General features: G+C 28.4%; 12 protein-coding genes. 8 read left to right on the forward strand and 4 right to left on the reverse strand.

Going from position 1 to position 15,609, the window contains the following annotated elements; all coding sequences use genetic code 11:
- Positions 1–254: 254 nt before the first annotated feature.
- Together OL66_RS03290 and OL66_RS03295 are read left to right on the forward strand one after the other, a co-directional pair.
- Positions 255–1,634 (forward strand): TldD/PmbA family protein, encoded by a 1,380-nt coding sequence (locus OL66_RS03290; protein WP_034172462.1) that lies wholly within the window; start codon positions 255–257, stop codon positions 1,632–1,634.
- Complete coding sequence (locus OL66_RS03295; protein ID WP_034172463.1) at positions 1,631–3,007, forward strand: TldD/PmbA family protein; 1,377 nt, start codon at positions 1,631–1,633, stop codon at positions 3,005–3,007. The genes OL66_RS03290 and OL66_RS03295 overlap by 4 nt, the downstream gene beginning before the upstream one ends.
- A gap of 154 nt (positions 3,008–3,161) precedes the next feature.
- Here the strand turns inward: OL66_RS03295 and lon are convergent, their stop codons facing one another.
- The 3 genes from lon to uvrA form a co-directional block, all read right to left on the reverse strand.
- Positions 3,162–5,537: an endopeptidase La gene (lon, locus tag OL66_RS03300; RefSeq protein WP_034172464.1), complete on the reverse strand. Its 2,376-nt coding sequence runs from the start codon at positions 5,535–5,537 to the stop codon at positions 3,162–3,164.
- Positions 5,538–5,623: 86 nt separating this feature from the next.
- Entirely contained in the window at positions 5,624–6,916 is a 1,293-nt protein-coding gene (gene tig, locus OL66_RS03305; RefSeq protein ID WP_034172465.1) for a trigger factor, read from the reverse strand.
- Between the two features lie 744 nt (positions 6,917–7,660).
- A complete protein-coding gene (gene uvrA / locus OL66_RS03310) occupies positions 7,661–10,579 on the reverse strand; it encodes an excinuclease ABC subunit UvrA (RefSeq protein ID WP_034172466.1) in 2,919 nt (972 codons plus the stop codon).
- A 467-nt stretch (positions 10,580–11,046) separates the two neighbouring features.
- Between uvrA and OL66_RS03315 the strand changes: the two genes are divergently transcribed.
- The 4 genes from OL66_RS03315 to OL66_RS03325 are packed head-to-tail and all read left to right on the forward strand — an operon-like array spanning position 11,047 to position 12,305.
- Complete coding sequence (locus tag OL66_RS03315) at positions 11,047–11,295, forward strand: hypothetical protein (RefSeq protein WP_034172467.1); 249 nt, start codon at positions 11,047–11,049, stop codon at positions 11,293–11,295.
- Positions 11,296–11,324: 29 nt separating this feature from the next.
- Positions 11,325–11,495 (forward strand): hypothetical protein, encoded by a 171-nt coding sequence (locus OL66_RS03925; RefSeq protein WP_156956364.1) that lies wholly within the window; start codon positions 11,325–11,327, stop codon positions 11,493–11,495.
- A gap of 51 nt (positions 11,496–11,546) precedes the next feature.
- Positions 11,547–11,900, forward strand: coding sequence for a hypothetical protein (locus OL66_RS03320; protein WP_034172468.1), 354 nt, complete (start codon positions 11,547–11,549; stop codon positions 11,898–11,900).
- A 6-nt stretch (positions 11,901–11,906) separates the two neighbouring features.
- Complete coding sequence (locus tag OL66_RS03325) at positions 11,907–12,305, forward strand: hypothetical protein (RefSeq protein WP_034172469.1); 399 nt, start codon at positions 11,907–11,909, stop codon at positions 12,303–12,305.
- Between the two features lie 89 nt (positions 12,306–12,394).
- On the opposite strand, the gene OL66_RS03330 is transcribed toward OL66_RS03325, so the two are convergent.
- Positions 12,395–12,646 carry a hypothetical protein gene (locus OL66_RS03330; protein ID WP_034172470.1) on the reverse strand — a complete coding sequence of 84 codons (252 nt, stop codon included), beginning with the start codon at positions 12,644–12,646 and terminating at the stop codon, positions 12,395–12,397.
- A gap of 184 nt (positions 12,647–12,830) precedes the next feature.
- On the opposite strand from OL66_RS03330, the gene OL66_RS03335 reads away from it, so the two are divergent.
- Both OL66_RS03335 and OL66_RS03340 read left to right on the forward strand, forming a co-directional pair.
- The gene (locus tag OL66_RS03335) at positions 12,831–14,333 is read left to right on the forward strand and encodes a DEAD/DEAH box helicase (RefSeq protein WP_084066042.1); all 1,503 of its coding nucleotides are present in this window, start codon (positions 12,831–12,833) and stop codon (positions 14,331–14,333) included.
- A gap of 92 nt (positions 14,334–14,425) precedes the next feature.
- Positions 14,426–15,304 carry a deoxyribonuclease IV gene (locus OL66_RS03340; RefSeq protein WP_011160805.1) on the forward strand — a complete coding sequence of 293 codons (879 nt, stop codon included), beginning with the start codon at positions 14,426–14,428 and terminating at the stop codon, positions 15,302–15,304.
- The last annotated feature ends 305 nt before the right edge of the window (positions 15,305–15,609 follow it).

Here is a 15,609-nt window from a genome sequence, read left to right on the forward strand (position 1 = left end):
ATTATATCAAGTTTTTTAAGTTAATATTTTGATGATGAAATGCAATAAACGAATTAAAAATACTTATTTCAACGTTTTTATGCTTTTATATGCTCCTCTTTAATTGTGTATTTTATTATAACATATAAAAACAAACAAATTAACAAAACAATAATAAATTCATTTGGAAAACTTTTATATAATATGCTTAAAAAGCTTAAAAAAATGATAAAATAAAAGAGATTTACAAACAATATAAAGGAGAATATTATTTGATGTTAAATAAAGAAGATATTCAAAAAATTCTAAATTTATCTTTAGATAAGGGAGCTGATTTTGCAGAATTATTTTTTGAAAATGCTTATTCTCATACCCTTAAAGTAATTGGCAAAGATGTAGTTTCTGCTGATACTTCTAATACTTTTGGAGTAGGAATTCGCTTATTAAAAGGCTTTGATGAAGTTTATGGATATACCAATAAAACTGATTATCAAAATGTTTTATCCTTGCTTTTAAAATTAAAAAAATCTTTTCAAGGAAAAGCAAATAAAGTTATTGCCTTGCAAACCGAAAAACCCCTAAAAAATACTATCCAAAAACCTTATAACAGCATGACTCAAGAACAAAAAGCCCAAAAATTACTTAAATTATCGGCTATTATTCAAAATTATGATCCTCAAATTATTCAATCCATCACCTCTTTAAGCCAAAAAGAACAACATGTTTTAATTGCTAATACTTTAGGAGTTTATCAAAATGACACACGCAATTATATTAGATGTGGGCTTGTAGGAGTTGCACAAAGAGGACAAGAAATGCAAGAAGCCTTTGAAGGTCCTGGACGCGCAATGGGATTGGAATTCTTGGATGTAATTGATTTAGAAACAATTGCCAAACAAGTAGCAAAACAAGCAGTTGCTTTATTAGATGCTAAATATTTAAAACCTCAAACTATGCCAGTTGTAATTAATCATGGTTTTGGAGGCGTTATTTTCCATGAGGCTTGCGGACATCCCCTTGAAGCTACTGCAGTTGCTAAAGGCCTTTCTCCTTTTTGTAATAAATTAAATCAAAAAGTTGCTTCTGAAGTTGTAACTGCTTATGATGATGGAACTATTAAAGCGTCTTGGGGCAGTCTTAATTTTGATGACGAGGGAAATCCCACCCAAAAAAATCTTTTAATTGAAAAAGGTATCCTTAAAGGTTATTTAATTGATTTTAGAAACGGACGCAAAATGAAGATGCAATCTACCGGTTCTTCACGTAGACAATCTTATAAATACTCTCCTACTTCGCGCATGAATTCCACCTACATCGAAAAAGGCACAGAAACGCCCGAACAAATTATTGCAGATACTCCTTACGGTCTTTATGCTAAAAGTCTAGGTGGTGGAACAGTTGTTCCTGCTACTGGAGAATTTAATTTTGTAGTTAATGAAGGCTATTTAATCGAAAATGGTAAATTAACAACCCATGTTAAAGGAGCGATGTTAATTGGTCATGGAGCAGATATTTTATTTAAAATTGACCGTGTTGCCAATGATTTAGTTTTAGGTCAAGGAATGTGTGGTTCTTGTTCTGGTTCTCTACCAGTTGATGTAGGACAACCCACTATTAGAGTAAAAGAAATGATTGTAGGAGGAAATCAAAAATGATAAACGACGTAACAAAAACCCCAAAACTCCAAAGCCAAACCACTCACACAAACCCCACTCCTAACAATTATCAAAAATGGTTAGAAAAAGGAATGCAACAAGGTTTTGAAGCATTAGAAATTGCAATTCATGAAAGTCAAACTTTTAAACTATCTTTGGATAAAAGCAAAATAGATGCTTGTGTTTGGAGCGATGTTGCTTCTGCAGTTATAAGAGGTATTTTTGCCAATAAAAAAACTTCTATTGCTTTAGAACAATTAACTGACAGCGCTTTTGATAATGCTTTTGAAACCCTCAAAGAAAATTGCCAAACAATTACTTCTAAAGAACCTGCTCTTATTTTTGAAGGATCTTCCAGTTATCCTGAAGTATTGGAAAATAACTTTGATTTTGGGCAAGTTCCATTAGAACAAAAACAAAGTTTGTTGTTGCAGTTAGAAAAAACAATGTTGCAAAGTTCCCATTTGCAAGCTACTAATGGCATTATTTACCAAGAAGTTTGTCATAAAAAAACATTATTAAATTCCAAAGGGCTCAATTTATCGCACCAAAACAGCTTTGCTTATTTGTATGCTTCTGCGGTTTTTCAAAAAGAAGGTGAAATTGAAAGTTATGGCAAAAGTATTTTAGCTAAGGATTTTGTAACCTTCAATCCTGTTAAATTAGGTACTGAAATTGTTGAGATGGGCGAAAAAAAATTAGGAGCTAAATCTTTGGTATCTCAAAAATATCCAGTTGTTTTTTCTAATGAAATGTTTGCAGACCTTTTGGAAAGTTTCAGCGATATTTTTACTGGTACAAGTGCTTATCGCAACTTAACTAAATTAAAAGATAAAGTTAATTGTTTAATTGCTTCTGAAAAAGTTAGTATTATTGATGATCCTTTAAACGATGGGGCTTATTTTAAAGAAAAATTTGATGATGAAGGAGTAGCTTGCCAAACCAAACCCATTATTACTAAAGGAGTTTTTCAAGGATTTATCCACAACTTAAAAACTGCTCGCATTTTTAAACAAGCTCCAACTGGAAACGGTTTTGATGGCAGTACTTCTATGATTAATTGTTATTTGGTGCCTGGCAAAAAAAGTTTTTCAGAAATGATTAAACCTATTCAAAATGGTATTTATATTACTGATTTAGTAGGGATGCATGCAGGAATTAAAACTGTTAGTGGAGATTTTAGCCTACAAGCTAGTGGTTTTAGAATTGAAAAAGGTAAAGTTACAACTCCTGTTAAAATGATTGTTGTTTCTGGTAATTTTTTTGATATTCTTAAAAATGTAGACACCATTGCTAATGATTTTGAATTTCAAACTTCAGGATTTGGTAGTTCTAGCGTTTATGTAGGGGATTTAAATATTGGAGGAAAGTAAATTTTTCTTTGTAAATGATTTTTTGCCCCTTTATTCTTTTGTAATTTTTATCGAAAAAAATAAATATTAAATAATAATTGAAGTTTTGAAAACTTTTTAATTATGTATAAAAACAAAAAACACCATCTTAAAGATGGTGTTTTTTATATCTTAATCAAACAAATACTTGCGAAAAAACATCAGAAATGTTTGATACAGGAATAATATTTAATTTAGTTCTTACTTCTTCAGGAATATCTTCAATATCTTTGATATTTTCTTGAGGAATAAAAATAGTGTCAAGACCGCTACGATTAGCAGCAATAGCTTTTTCTTTTAAGCCTCCGATAGCTAAAATATTGCCTCGTAAAGTAATTTCTCCTGTCATTCCCAAACCTTTTTTAACATATTTTTGCGTAATTGCAGAGAAAAGGGAAGTAGCAATAGTAATTCCAGCTGAAGGACCATCTTTAGGAATGGCTGTTTCTGGAAGATGAATGTGAAAATCGTTTTCTGCAAAAATATTGGCATCAATTCCTAAATTTTGACAGTTAGCTTTGATGAAACTTAAAGCAGTATAAGCACTTTCTTTAAGGACTTCTCCTAATTTACCTGTAAGGACTAATTGTCCTTTACCTTTGTAATAAGTAACTTCTACTGGAAGCAAATCGCCTCCAAAATAAGTATAGGCAAGTCCGTTAGTGGAGCCTATTTTTTCTTTTTGTTCATCTAAAAGATGTAGGTATTTTTCTTTACCTAAGTATTTAGTAACGTTTTGAGGAGTAATAATTACTTGTTCTTTTTTGGTAATTAAACATTCTTTAACTGTTTTTCTAGCTAGTTCTGCAAGGATTCTATCTAACTCTCTTACTCCTGCTTCTTTGGTGTAATGTCTAATTAAATAAAGGATAGTATCATTGTCAATAACTAAATTTGTGTCAGTGATTCCGTGATTTTTGAGTTGTTTTTTTAAAAGATATTTAGAAGCGATGTTAATTTTATCTTTTTCAGTGTAAGAACTTACTTCGATAATTTCCATACGGTCTTTTAAAGCTTCGGGAACATTGTCAAGGTAATTGGCAGTGGTGATAAATAATACTTGGGATAAATCAAATGGTTCGGATAAAAAATGATCCATAAAATTAATATTTTGTTGTGGGTCAAGGACTTCTAATAAAGCTGATGCAGGATCAAAGTTATAATTGGCTACTAGTTTGTCAATTTCGTCTAATAAAAAGACAGGATTAATTGTTTTGACGTCTCTAATGCCTGCAAGAATGCGTCCAGGCATAGCTCCAATATAAGTTCTTCTGTGGCCTCTAATTTCTGATTCTTCTTTTAAACCGCCTAAGGATTGTCTGACAAATTGGCGTCCTAAAGCTTTGGCAATAGAAGAAGCAAGTGAGGTTTTCCCCACTCCTGGAGGACCTACAAGACATAAAATATTTTGAGGGTTTTTCTTAGTCATTATTTTGACTGCTGCATATTCTAAAATACGTTCTTTGACTTTTTCAAGTCCGTAATGTTGGTTATTTAAGGTTTTTTCAATGGCAACTAAATCGTTTTCATCTTGGCTGGTTTTGCCCCAAGGTAATTCCAGTAAAAAATCAAGATAATTTTTAATTACAAAAGATTCTGCCATTAAAGATGATGATGATTGGTAACGTGATAATTCTTGTAAAGCTTTTTTTTTGATTTCAGGAGGTAAAGGAGTTTTTTTGATTTTATTTCGCAATTCTGCAATTTCTTCTTCCTTTTTGGCTTTTTCCCCTAATTCTAGTTGAATCACTTTCATTTTTTCTCTTAAATAAAATTCTTTTTGGTTTTCATCAATACTTTGTTTTACTTTTTCATTGATTTTTTGTTCTAAATCAAGTCCTATAAGTAAACTTTGGATGTCTTGAAGAATATAAAAAATTCTTTTATTAAGGTGAGCTTCTTTAAGGTATTTATATTTATCTAAATCATCGATTTTTAAATTAAAAACAATGATATCAGTGATATTTTCTGTTTCTGGTTCTGTTTTGATGATATCTAAAAAATTATTGGTGTTTTGAACAAGCAGTTGAAAAGGTTTGTCCATAATTTTTTCTATAACTAGCTTGATTAAGGCTTTTTCTTCTTCAACGTTTCCATAAATGGTGTTGACTTTTTCATATGAGGCTTTTAAAAAAGGTTCTTTTTGCAAAAATTTATCAATTTTTACTCTTTGTAAAATGCGAAATCTCACTTTAAAATCGCCGTGAGGGATTTTTACTTTGGTAATTATTTGTGCCAATACACCGTAACGTTGAAGGTTAGTTAGTTTGGGTTTTTTGGGTGATAAATCTTTTTGAGTTAAAAGAATAACAAAAGAATTTGCGTTAGTTTCTGACTCTTTTAAAGCTTTTAAATAAGAATTGTCTGATACTTCAATACGAAAATCAACATTTGGAATAGGCATTACTTCGCTGATAACTACAACTGGAAGTTGTTCAGGAATTTCTTGAAAAATATCTTCAAATGCATCCATAGAAAGATCGGATTTTAATTTTTTGTTTTTGGTTTTCATATATTTTCATCCTTTCGATATTTTTTTAACTTTTAAACTTTTTCATTTTTAAGTTGTGGAGTGATTTTTTGGTGGGGTGATAAATTTTATTTAGCAACAACAGCTTTATTAATAACAAGTTCTAAGGCTTCACCCATCAAAAGAGAATGTTTTAGGTTTTTTTCAGGAAGGTTTTGTTTGATTTGATTAACTGGAACTTTGTAATGGTTACTTAAGTTTTGGTATTTTTGTTCGATTTTTTCTTGGGAAATAGTTAGTTTTTCTTGGGCTGCAACTTGTTCCATAATAAGTTGATATTGGATGTTTTTTTGTGCTTGTTGGCTGAATTCTTTTTCCATTTTTTCATCATCAATACCTAAATATTGTTTGTATTGTTCCAAAGTTAAATTTTGTTGTTTTAATTGTGCTTCAAATTCTTTTTGGAGGCGGATTTGTTCTTGGGAAACAATTTCTTGAGGAATTTCTAATTCGGAATTTTTAACTAATTGTTCTATTACTTGTTTTTCAACGTTTTCTTTGTCTTTGTGTTTTTTTTGAGCTAAAAGAGTTTGTTTAGTGTTGTTTTTTAATTCTTCTACGGTTGAAGCATTGACAAGTTTAAGTGATTTTACCAAATTATCTGTTAGTTGAGGTATTTTTTTAGTTTTGATTTGGTGTAGAGTTACTTTAAAAACAGCTTTTTGATTAACTAAACTTTTTTGGTGGTAATCGCTTGGAAAAGTGATATTAATGTCTTTGGTTTGTCCTTGTTTCATCCCTAACATTTGGTCTTCAAAACCAGGTACAAATTGACCAGAGCCAATTTCTAAACTAAAATCTTTGGCAGTGCCACCTTCAAAAGGTTTGTCATCAACAAAGCCTTCAAAATCAAAAATAGCAATGTCTGTTAATTCCAAAAAGTCGTTTTGGGTTTTGGATTCCAAAGTTGTTTGTTTTTCTAATAAGGAATTTATTTTTTCTTCCACTTCATAATCTGTTACTTCAAGATCGTCTTTTGTAATTTCTAACCCTAAATATTTTTTTAAAGTAACTTTAGGTTTAACGATAAATTCCAGTCCGAAAGTAAAATTTTGATTATCTTTAAGTTTTTTTTCGTCTAAATCAATTACTTGAGGCATTCCCATACTTTCGAAATCTTTTTTTTGTAGGACTTCTTGATATTTGGTTTGCACGATATTTTCTAATGCATCGGAGTATAAATTGTCTTTACCGAAACGATTTTCAAAAATTTTTCTTGGAACGTGCCCTTTTCTAAAACCTTTAATTTCTACTTTTGGTTTAATTTTTTCATAAGCACTAGCCAGTTGGGTTTCTAGTTCCTTTGAAGAAACTTCAAAAAAATATTGTACTTTTTGATCGTTGATTTTTTTAATTTCCATTTTTAATACCTTTTTCTTTTTGGTTTGTTGGGGTTTTTTTATGTTTTGGGGTGTTATTTATTTTGATTATGAAGCATCAATAAAAACTAAAAAATATTGTTGTTGGGGGGTTATTTGGTTTAATTGGTGCAAATAGTTGCAAATAATTATGAGTTTTTTCATTTATATATTGATTATATAAGCAAATTCCAATTAAATTAGTGTTAATTGTTTTTTGGGGAAACAAGTTGGGTTTTTGCATTTTTGTTTTACAATTTGGCAACTAATTTATAATTAAGTTTTTTTAACTAAATTAAAAGTTGTTTTTTGGGTTCGCGGGTTTATTTAGTTTAATTTTTTAGCTTTTTTTAATTCATTTAATCTTTTTTATAAATATTTTGTGGTAGAAAAATAATCGTCATTTATAAATTTTGTAATTGTGTAAATTACTTTTCTTTCCTACTATTTATTATACCATAATAACTAAATATTTCTTGAAATTATTAGTAATTTTTGCTTTCTGATTAAATGGTTTTTTGGTGAGGTTACAATTAAAATATTTTTTTGTAGAAGGATAAAATATTTCCTAAAATTGTTTGGTTGTTGTGAGTTTAAAAGTGGTTTTTGTTTTTGCCCATTTTGCAATTTTTTTTAAATATTAGTTTTTTAAATTGTTAAATTGATTTTAATTAGTCCAATGTTTGGGATGTAGTTAGTTGGGATTTATCTAAATTCAAAGTTTGATTGCATCTTTAAATTTTGGATTTATTTTTTTTCGTTAAGAATCTTTTTTAAATATTTACCAGTATAACTTTTTTCATTTTGGCTTACTTGTTCTGGGGTTCCTGTTGCAACTACATATCCGCCACAAGCTCCTCCTTCAGGACCTAAATCAATGATATAATCAGCATTTTTAATTACATCTAAATTATGTTCAATTACAACAATAGTAGCTTTTTGATCTGTCATTTGATGAAGAACTTTAAGCAATTGTCTAACATCTTCTGAATGAAGTCCTGTGGTAGGTTCATCTAAAATATACAAAGCACCTGGAAAAACTTTTTTGTGTAGTTCGCTTGCTAATTTAACTCGTTGGGCTTCTCCTCCGGATAAAGTTGGCGAGGACTGTCCTAATTTAATGTAGCCGAGCCCTACATTTTGTAAAATTTCTAATTGATGTTTAATTTTGGGATGATTTTGGAAAAATAAAACCCCTTCTTCAACACTCATAGCAAGAATATCTGCAATAGTTTTATCTTTGTATTTGATGCTTAAAGTTTCTTTTTGATAACGAGTTCCTTTACAAGCTTCGCACATAACATAGACATCTGGTAAAAAATGCATAGATATTTTTTTAACTCCATCGCCACTACAAGCCTCACATCTACCGCCTTTAACGTTAAAAGAAAAACGCCCTTTTTGATAACCTTTCATTTGGGCTTCTTTAGTTTTGGAGTAAAGTTCTCTAATTTCATCAAAAACACCAGTATAAGTAAGGGGATTACTGCGAGGAGTTTTACCAATTGGGTCTTGTGAAATTTCAACTATTTTTTTGACTTTGTTAAAATCGTTTACTAAATGACTAAAATCTTTTTGTTGAGTTTTGTTTTTTTTGCTGTATTTTTGTTGTAAACAATCAAGTAAAACATCATTTACTAAAGTAGATTTTCCCGAACCAGAAACGCCTGTAACTACAATTAATTGTTGCATAGGAAAACAAACATCAATTGATTTAAGATTATTTTTAGAAGCTTTGGTAACTAAAATATGATCTTTATTGCCTTTTCTTCTAGTTTTGGGAAATGTAATTTGGATTTGTTTAGATAAGTATTTTCCTGTAAGGCTGTTTTTGTTTTGCATTACTTCTTGGGGTGTGCCAAAAGCTTGTACTTTCCCTCCCAAAATGCCTGCTTGAGGACCAATATCAATTAAATAATCAGAGGCAAGCATTGTATCATGATCGTGTTCTACTACAATTAAAGAATTGCCTAAATCTCGCATTTTTTGAAGTGATTTAATTAAAAGATCGTTGTCTTTTTGGTGCAATCCAATGGAAGGTTCATCAAGGACATAAAGTACTCCTGAAAGTTGGGAGCCAATTTGAGTAGCAAGTCTAATTCTTTGTGCTTCTCCTCCCGAAAGAGTTGCTCCACTGCGCGATAAAGAAAGATATCCTAACCCAATTTCTTGTAAAAAAGTAAGACGATTAATAACTTCTTTGAGAGCTAAATTAATAATTTTTTTCTCTTCGTTGGACAATTCTAAATTTTGGAAAAAAGCAAGGGTTTGTTCAATTGATAAATCAGTTATTTCATAAATATTTTTATTATTAATTTTAAAAAGTAAAGCCCCTTGATTAAGTCTTTGTCCTTGGCATGTTTTGCATTTTTTTTCCATCATATAATTAAAAATCCATTTTTTGAGCCATTCGCTGGTTGTTTCTTCAAAACGTCTTTTAAGCATAGAAGCTATACCTTCAAAAAAATCATATTTAGGAGTTTTGGTGGTGGTATTTTTGGAAAAACGAGAAAAACGCAAAGGAGGCGTTAAAGGAATTTGGTCAGGTGAACCATAAAGAATAATATTTAGTTTTTGGGGATCTATTTTTTTTAAAGGAACAGTCATATCAATTTGATAATGATTGCATACAGCTTTTAATTCTTGTTCTTTGCTAGCAAAATTATTATATTCATTATTACTTTTAAAAATTAAAATTGCACCTTTATTTAATGGTTTTTCATAATCTAGAATCATATCGCAATCAATTTCTGCTGTTTTTCCAATCCCTTTACAACTTTGGCAAGCTCCTAAAGGAGTATTAAATGAAAAAAGTCTTGATTCGCGCAAGGGAATATCAAAATTAATGCCTTCTAAATGATAATTGCAATTTAGTTTTAATATTTGATGGTTTTTATTGTTGTTTTCATTCTTATTACTATCATTACTATTTTTACTTTGATAATTCATAATAAAAACTTTTCCTTGAGCTAAATTTAGAGCTTGTTCTAAGGCTTCAAAAAGACGAGTTTGATTATCTGAATTAACTTCAAAACGATCAATTACTACATAAATATTATGATATTGATTTTTTGATAAAGAAGGAATATCATCCATTAAATAAATAGTATCATTAATCATTACTCTATTAAAACCATCTTTGGCAAGAGCTTCTAAGGTTTTTTGATGGGTACCTTTTTTTCTTTCAATTATAGGAGCAAGAATTAATATTAGTTGCTTGGAAAATATTTGATTAGTTTTAGTAATCATTTGTTCTTTGGTTTGTTTTTCTAAGACAATATTTTTTTCAGGATGAAAAGGAACTGCAATATTGGCATAAATTAATCTTAAATAATCATATATTTCTGTAATAGTTCCCACAGTAGAACGAGGATTATTAGAAGTTGTTTTTTGGTCAATACTAATAGAAGGACTCAAACCTTCAATACTATCTACATCAGGTTTTTCAAAACTACCTAAAAATTGTCTAGCATAAGCACTTAATGATTCTACATACCTTCTTTTTCCTTCTTGATATAAAGTATCAAAAGCTAAAGAAGATTTGCCAGAACCTGATAATCCTGTTATAATAACTAATTTATTTTTGGGAATATCAATATTAATATTTTTTAAATTATTTTGACGAGCTCCGCGAACTTTAATAAATTGATGTTTATTGGTTTTCATTTTAATTCCTTTAATATATTCCTTTATATTTATATCGGCTTATATATATTATTTATAAATAATAATTTCTTTGTTAATTATAACAAAAAAGATTAGCAAAAAGTAAGAAAAGATAAGAAAATGATATAAAAGATGAGAAAAGTAATGGAAAATGAGCAAAAAACTTGCAAAAAAAAGAGTAAAATAAAGGTAAGGGAGTTTTTTATTCCCTGAAAACTAAAAGGAGAGTAAAGGAATGTTTTTTTGGAATCCATTTATTAAAGATAAAAAAAGTAAATAAACCTGTAGTTGTAATTGCAATTGTATTTTTTGTTATTTGTTTTATATTCACATCAATCGAAGAGTTTCAAAAAAACAAAACACAAAGTAAAAAAGTAGAAGAGTCAAATGAATAAGCAAAAAAATTAATAGGTAAAATAGATGATGAAATTGAACGCAATAATGAAATGATATCAGGCAGACCGAAAATGACAAAAAAACAACTTATGCTAGAACAAATTAATTCCCAACAAATATCATTAAAACTAAGATTATCACAAATTAAAAAACCATTAAAAGATTCTGAAAATGATTTCGAAACTGCAATATCAAATTCAGACGGTAAAAAAGCAAAAGAAATAAAAGAACTTCAAGAAAGATTAATAAAAGAAGTTAATGATATTTTAGAAGAATTGGAAAAACTTAGAGAAAAAGAGAAATTACTTAATTCAATATAACTAATAAATTAAATAAAAAGGAATTGAAAATGCATTTACAACAAAAAAATAATAAAAATTTTATAATATTAACAGTAGCATTTACAGTATTAATGTTAGGATTAATTTTAGGTATTTGTTGGGTTTTAAAATCTAAACAAGAACCTGCCAAAGAAGACACAAGCAAAACAACTACAAGCACAACAGGAAGTAATAACTAACTGTTTCATTTATTTAGACAACTTAATTCTAAATTTGAATTTGAATACTATATGGCAAATGCACCTTTAGATATTAAAAATAAAATGGATGACATAAAACAAGAAATCGAAAGAAAAGGAATTGAACAAACCCAAGAAGACGGTTTAAACTTCGTGAAACACATAATGCAATCTTTTTTACTACCTAAACTAAAAAATAAATTATCACCAAAAGCATATAACGAATATAAACAACAGATTGATGAAGCATTAGAACGCATTAAAGCTGCAACTTTTCAAAACCAACAATTACCAGAAATGATTAAAATAGATGATGGAATTAAACACAATAACGACTTAATTAACAACATAGATAAAGATAAATCATTCATTGATAAAGGAAAAAATGAATCAGAAAATAACTAAACAAGCTTGGACCGCAACAAAATTAATGAATTAAAAGAAATAAAAAAAGAGATTGAAGATTATCATATAAAAATTGAACAATTACAAAGAAAAATTGCTACTAAAGAAAAAGACCCCAAAATAGAACAATATCAAAAGGAATATGATGAACATATTAAAAATTTTAATTTATATCAGCAACAAATGAGGGGAATAACACCAGAAAGGGAATTACAAACTAAAATCGAAGCCGAGTTAGCTGCAAAACAAAAAGCAATTAAGGCAAAAAATAATCTAGAAACTGAAATTAAAAGAGACAAGATAAAATTAGATTATGCCTTAAAAGAACAACAAAATCTTTATAATGTAATATACAAAGAATTATCTCCCAAAGGAAAAGAAGAATTAGACAAAAATACTAAATAACAATTGATTAACTAAACAATCCATATATAAAGATAAAAACTATTTTCATTAAGAAAATAGTTTTTTTTATATCTTAGATTAAATTTTAATTATTTCTTTATTTGTTCCCAAACAGTAGCAGATATATAATATAAAGGAATTGAACACAAACAAACAACAACACCCCAAGATAATAAATTAGAAAAACTAAAGTTAAAACCTTTTTTATTTGATTTAATATTTTTATTATCTTTGGTTAATTTCGTTTTATTATTATATTTCTTACTTTGTTTTAAATCATTATTGTTTTGTTTTTTCTTTTTCTTATTATCATTATTCTTATTATTTTTATTTGTTTTCATTACCCTATTTTCTTTCCTTAATATATGTCATTATAATTTATAATCAAGTCAAAGACTTACTTATATTTTAACTGGAAATAAGTTTTTTTCAACAATTTATTGCAACAAAATTAATTTATTACTAAAATACTTCCAAATTACCAAAATACTGGTATAATATATATGATTTAAGGAGGTTTTTAACTTGCAAAACTATATTCAAAAAAAAATATTACAACTTCAATTCCAAACTTTAACTCCCATCCAAAAAGAAGTCTTTTCACAATTTGAAAAACCAGGTAATCTAGTAGGAATTGCTCCTACAGGAACAGGCAAAACCCATGCTTATCTTTTACCGATATTAAGTAAAATTGATTTCCAAAAACCATTTACTCAAGCAATTATTTTAGTCCCTACCAATGATTTAGTATTTCAAGTATGGGAAATGTTTAAACAAATTGAAAAAACTAATTTTACCAAAATTCTTTACGGAGGAATGGATAAACAAAAAGCAATTGCTACTTTTGAAAAAAAACAACCTCCATTAATTATTGCAACTCCCGATAAGTTATTAGAATACGCGTTTAAACTAAAAAAAATTAACTTAAAATATGTATCTTATTTAGTCCTTGATGAAGCTGATATGATGTTTGATGAGGTATTTTTAACTTCCCTAGACCCTTTAATTAATCATCTTAAAGCCAAAATTTTATTATTTTCAGCTACCATTACCGAACAATTAAAACCTTTTATTAATCGTTATTTTGGTAAATCTACTTTTATTGATGTTTATAAACAAAGTAATCTTAATCGTACTTTTTATTTATTAGAAACAACTACAAGCAGAATGCAGACCTTAATTCATCTTACCAAAGTCCTTAATCCTTATTTAGCACTCGTATTTGTCAATGAAAAAAAAGAACAAGAATTAGTATTTCAAACTTTACAAAATGACAGTCTCAAATTGCTTAATTACAACTCTGCTTTATCAGTTAAACAAAGAAAACAAAGCCTTAAAGCTATCCATAAATTAAAATATCAGTACGTAATTGCATCAGATCTTGCAGCTAGAGGAATTGATTTTGATGCTTCTTGTGTTATTCACTACAACTTACCTTCACACCTTGAATTTTTTTTCCACAGAAGTGGTAGAACATCAAGAATGGGCAAAAAAGGTGAAATCATTGTTTTGTACGACCCCCAAGACATTAAACAAAAAGACAAAATTAATAAATTAATTCAATTAGGAATTACTTTTCATCAAGCCTCTTTAAATAAAGATGGTTTTATAAGAACTCAAAATTACAAAACTATTACAACTACCAAAACTGATAAGCCAAATAAAAACAATAAAAATACCAAAAACATTCAAAAAAATCAAAACAATCAAACTAACCAAAAAAACAATTACAACCAATCTAGCCAATCTAGCCAAAAACAATTTTTCAAACAAAACAAATTTACCAAAGAATCCAAACTTCCTAAAAAAGAAAATAATAAAGATTATACTTTGGAAACACCAAATAAAACTCAAAACACAGTCCAAGAAACAAACAACAACAAAAAAACTAAAAGCAAACAAGTAAAACCCAATTATAAGAAAAAGAACCAAAAAGAAAACCAATCCCCCAAAAGCAAAAGTACTTTTTTGCAAACAAAATTCAAACCAAAAGCCAAATACAAATCACAAAAACCATCAAAAAAATAAATTAACGAATTACAAAAATAATTATCAAGAAAAAACTAAACTAATTTATAACTAATAAATCAAAAAAACAAACCAATAAAGGAGCTTTTATCATGTTATTTTTGGGAAGCCATGTTGCTATGAAAAAACCACATAATTTTCAAGGAGCCATCCAAACTGCCATTTCTTATGGTGCTAATGCTTTGATGGTTTATAGCGGTGCTCCACAAAATACGATAAGAACCAAAACCGAAGAATTAAAAATTAAACAAGCCTTAGAAATTGTCCAAAACAACAATTTATCTTTAAATAATTTGGTAGGGCACGCTCCTTATATTATAAATCTTGCTAATCCCGACGAGACTAAAAGGGCTTTTGCAATTGATTTTTTATCCCAAGAATTAGAACGTTTTGCAGCAATGAAAATTAATAAAATGGTTTTACATCCAGGAAACTATCTCAAAACAAACCCCCAAGAAGGAATTAGTTTAATTGCTCAAAGCCTTGATTTAATTTTTGAAAAAACTAAACATTTAAAAACCCAAGTTGCCTTAGAAACTATGGCAGGCAAGGGAACTGAAATTGGGAAAAACCTAGAAGAATTGCAACAAATAAGAACCCAAGTTAAAAACAACACAAGAGTTTCTTTTTGTCTTGATACTTGTCATCTTTTTGATGCTGGCTATGATTTAAAAGAAAACTTAGAAGAAATTATCCAAAAGATAGATTCCATTTTAGGATTTCAAAATATCTCTGTAATTCATATTAACGACTCTAAAAACGAATGTAATAGTCACAAAGACCGCCATGAAAACATCGGTTTTGGCAAAATCGGTTTTGAAACTTTACTCAAAATTATCTATCATCGTGCTTTTGCTTGTATCCCTAAAATTTTAGAAACTCCCTATATCAATGACAAAGCACCTTATAAACGCGAAATTGAAATGATTAAAGCCAAAGCTTTTAACCCCGAATTAAAAAAATTATTTTAAAAAACAAACTAATCATTAAAACAAGTTTGAAAAAATCCAAAATCACTTATAATTAATATTGGTGTTTATTGTTTATTAAAATATTTTCTAAAACTATTTTAGACTTTTAATATAGCATTTTAATAATGTTGAACATCGAAAAATACAATTATTAGTGAGGTTTTAAAATCATCGATAAAAAACAAATTATAAGCAATACATTTTCTTTTTGGAACACATTAAATCCCAATTATCAAATGATAATTATTGCTTTTATCATCGGATTATTTTTTTTCTTTTTACATAGTATCATCAAAATAATTATT

This window comes from Chrysanthemum yellows phytoplasma, from assembly GCF_000803325.1.
Lineage (GTDB): Bacteria > Bacillota_I > Bacilli_A > Acholeplasmatales > Acholeplasmataceae > Phytoplasma > Phytoplasma asteris.

Bases quoted from the DNA above. Each gene is read 5' to 3' on its own strand.
- OL66_RS03290 (WP_034172462.1), top strand. From the start codon at position 255: ATGTTAAATAAAGAAGATATTCAAAAAATTCTAAATTTATCTTTAGAT.
- lon (WP_034172464.1), bottom strand. From the start codon at position 5,537: ATGAAAACCAAAAACAAAAAATTAAAATCCGATCTTTCTATGGATGCA.
- OL66_RS03320 (WP_034172468.1), top strand. From the start codon at position 11,547: ATGGCAAATGCACCTTTAGATATTAAAAATAAAATGGATGACATAAAA.
- OL66_RS03330 (WP_034172470.1), bottom strand. From the start codon at position 12,646: ATGAAAACAAATAAAAATAATAAGAATAATGATAATAAGAAAAAGAAA.
- uvrA (WP_034172466.1), bottom strand. From the start codon at position 10,579: ATGAAAACCAATAAACATCAATTTATTAAAGTTCGCGGAGCTCGTCAA.
- OL66_RS03295 (WP_034172463.1), top strand. From the start codon at position 1,631: ATGATAAACGACGTAACAAAAACCCCAAAACTCCAAAGCCAAACCACT.
- OL66_RS03315 (WP_034172467.1), top strand. From the start codon at position 11,047: ATGACAAAAAAACAACTTATGCTAGAACAAATTAATTCCCAACAAATA.
- OL66_RS03340 (WP_011160805.1), top strand. From the start codon at position 14,426: ATGTTATTTTTGGGAAGCCATGTTGCTATGAAAAAACCACATAATTTT.
- tig (WP_034172465.1), bottom strand. From the start codon at position 6,916: ATGGAAATTAAAAAAATCAACGATCAAAAAGTACAATATTTTTTTGAA.
- OL66_RS03925 (WP_156956364.1), top strand. From the start codon at position 11,325: ATGCATTTACAACAAAAAAATAATAAAAATTTTATAATATTAACAGTA.